This is a genomic window from Rhodococcus sp. C26F, assembly GCF_053345925.1.
Window position 1 is genome coordinate 4,348 of record NZ_JBKFBA010000023.1, and the last position, 2,737, is coordinate 7,084.

General features: G+C 70.3%; 4 protein-coding genes. 1 reads left to right on the forward strand and 3 read right to left on the reverse strand.

What is annotated here, in order from left to right; translation table 11 throughout:
• Window positions 1–483, reverse strand: a 483-nt coding sequence (locus ACLBYD_RS20145) for a hydroxyethylthiazole kinase (protein WP_447817838.1), incomplete at its 3' end; no start/stop codon positions are given.
• Window positions 484–543: 60 nt separating this feature from the next.
• Window positions 544–1,440, reverse strand: coding sequence for a sulfurtransferase (locus tag ACLBYD_RS20150; protein WP_447817839.1), 897 nt, complete (start codon window positions 1,438–1,440; stop codon window positions 544–546).
• Window positions 1,441–1,564: 124 nt separating this feature from the next.
• On the opposite strand from ACLBYD_RS20150, the gene ACLBYD_RS20155 reads away from it, so the two are divergent.
• Complete coding sequence (locus tag ACLBYD_RS20155) at window positions 1,565–2,254, forward strand: GntR family transcriptional regulator (protein ID WP_301847948.1); 690 nt, start codon at window positions 1,565–1,567, stop codon at window positions 2,252–2,254.
• 4 nt (window positions 2,255–2,258) lie between these two features.
• On the opposite strand, the gene ACLBYD_RS20160 is transcribed toward ACLBYD_RS20155, so the two are convergent.
• The coding region (locus ACLBYD_RS20160) for a PadR family transcriptional regulator (protein ID WP_447817840.1) at window positions 2,259–2,737 on the reverse strand (479 nt) is incomplete at its 5' end.

Below are 2,737 nucleotides of genomic sequence, written 5' to 3' on the forward strand. Positions count from 1 at the left end.
GTCGAGCAGCGCGAGCGCGGCGGGCACGGCGGCTGCGGCCTCGTCGGCGCTGTCGACGCCGCGCGTGTCACCGCCCAGACCGGCCAGCGCGATGATCTCGGAGGCGTTGCCGCGGATCGCGGTGGGACGGAACTTCAACAGGTCGGCGGCGAGCGAGGTGCGCCACGCCAGTCCGCCCACGCCGACGGGGTCGAGGACCCACGGGGTGCCGGCGTCGTGCGCGGCCTCGGCCGCGCGGGTGAAGGCCACCGAGGTCTCGTCGAAGGGTGTGCCGAGGTTGACGAGCACTCCACCGGCGATGCGTGCGAAATCACCTGCCTCGTGGGCGTTGTCGATATGCGCGTTGCTGGCGCCTGCGGCGAGCAGCACGTTGGTGAGGAAGTTGGCCGAGACGATGTTGGTCAGCGAGTGCACCAGCGGCGTCTGCGCGCGCAGGGCGTCGAGGGTGACGGCGAGATCGTCGACGGTGGGGGTCGTGGTCACGGAAGATCCTGTCGGGAAGGAGGGGAGGGGACGAAGCGGGTCAGGATCGCGGACATCGCATCATGCGTCGCCCTTCCCTTCTCCGAGTGTCCGCATGGGGAGTGCGGGGTCGGCGGTCCACTCCTCGAGGGATCCGTCGTAGACGGCGATGTCGTCGTGGCCCGTCCGGACCAGTGCGAGCGCCACCAGGCAGGCCGAGACGCCGCCACCGCAGTAGAGGATCAGGGGCCGTGAGGCATCGGCGAGGGCTTGCTCGGCCAGTTCGGCGATCCGATCGGTGCTCCGCAGGACGCCGTCGGCGAGCAGGCTTTTGGCCGGCAGGTTCCGGCTCCCGCCGATGTGCCCGCGGCGCGCGTAACGAGTGGTGGCGGTGCCTGCGAACTGCTCGGCGTCGAGCGCACAGACGAGGGTGCCCGGTGCGTCACCGGACACCACGGCGAGCACGTCGTCGCGATCGCGCCACAGGCCGTGGTCGGGCAACCCGGTCCGGGGTGTGATGGCAGTGCGCTCGGCGGCGTCACCGGTCTCCACGGGCAGGTCGAGCGCGGTCCAGCGGGCGAAGCCGCCGTCGAGGACGCGGGCGGAGACACCGATGTTGCGCAGCATCCACCACAACCGGGACGCCCAGGTCATGCCGCCGTCGTCGTAGATCACGAGGTCGGCGTCGGGGGTCACGCCGAGTTCGGCCAGGGCCGCCGCGAGGTCGTCCGGGGTGGGGCGGGAGAAGTGCAGGTCGGTGCCGGGGGCGCTGAATCCGCCGAGCAGGTCGGCGTGCGCGGAGCCCGGGATGTGCGCGGCGCGCCAGGTCGCGTAGCCGGATTCCGGACGGTAGTCGCCGTCGAAACGGGGTTTCGGAAAGGTGACCGTGGCGTGCAGGACCGTGTGGGCGCCGGGGTCGCTCGCGAGCTCTTCGGCGCTGATCAGCACCTGTTCGTCCCGGAAAGCCGCCTCGGTCACGCGTTGGGTCCTCTCGTCGTGTTCGAGGAGCGACGCTAAACGACGAATAACGTATACGCAAGTATGCGTAGGTCGACGGTGGCATAATCGGCGCACGTAAACGGCATGCCTACGGAGGGTGTAGATGACCGAGCAGGACGCGACGGCCGAGCTGGAGAGCTCTCTTCTCGTCGAATCGCCCACCGGGCGCGACGACCAGACCTCCAAGCAGTACCTGCGCCTGCGCTCGGACATCCTCGCCGGGAAGTTCCCACGCGGCGCCGCTCTGCACGAGACCCAGCTCAGCGAGACCTACGGGGCGTCCCGCACCCCCATCCGCGAGGCGCTCAACTGGCTCGCGCACGACGGTCTGCTCGAACGGGCCAGTCGCGGCTTCCGGGTGCGTTCGGGCACCCCCGAGGACGTCATCGAGATCTATGCGGCGCGCGTCGCGCTCGAATCCGAGGCGGCCGGCGCGGCGGCGATCCGGCACACCGATCTCGACATGGCCAGGCTCGAGCGGCTGCACGATTCGTGCTGCTCCGCCACCGACGACGCCGCGGTGCGCATCGGGAACTTCCGGTTCCACGAGGCGCTGTGGCAGGCCGCGCACAACACGACGATCACGACGTTGCTCGTGCGTCTGACCACCCAGCTGCGGATCTACGACTCCGGGCCGCCGTCCAACTACGGCGAGCCCGATCTGCTCAACCGGGAGCACGCGCAGATCCTCGACGCCTTGCGGGCGCGGAACGAGTCCGCGGCCCGCGAGCACATGCGTGCTCATCTCGAGCGCAGCCGCGAGCAGCGCATCCGCCTCTTCGCCCGCGGCTGAGCCTTCACTCCTGATCGGACGTGTCGGTGTCGCCGGCGAGGATCCGGTACAGCGACTTCTTGGCCTCGGTGAGGACCGCGTGTGCCGCGGCGACCTCGGCGTCGGAACCGCTCATCGCGACCGACCGCGTCGCGACCTGCAGTTCGCGCAGTGCGAGTCGCAGGTCGGGGGCGTCGGAATCGGGATCGTGACCGGCGAAGGGGTCGATGAGCTCGTTCCCCGGATCGTCGATGTACGTGCGGCCCGCATCCGTCAGTGAGACGAGCTTGCGTCCGCCCTCCTTCTCGACGGTGACGAGTCCTTCGTCCTCGAGCTGGGAGATCGTCGGGTAGATCGCGCCGGGGCTGGGGCGCCAGGCGCCGCCTGTCCGTTCGGCGATCGCTTCCATGAGCTGGTAGCCGTGCATCGGTTCGGTGCCGAGCAGGCGCAGCACGGCCGCGCGGACGTCGCCTCGCTGTGCTCGGCCGCGTCGTCCTCCTCGCG

Coding starts and splice junctions, on each gene's coding strand:
- ACLBYD_RS20155 (WP_301847948.1), top strand. CDS start 1,565: ATGACCGAGCAGGACGCGACGGCCGAGCTGGAGAGCTCTCTTCTCGTC.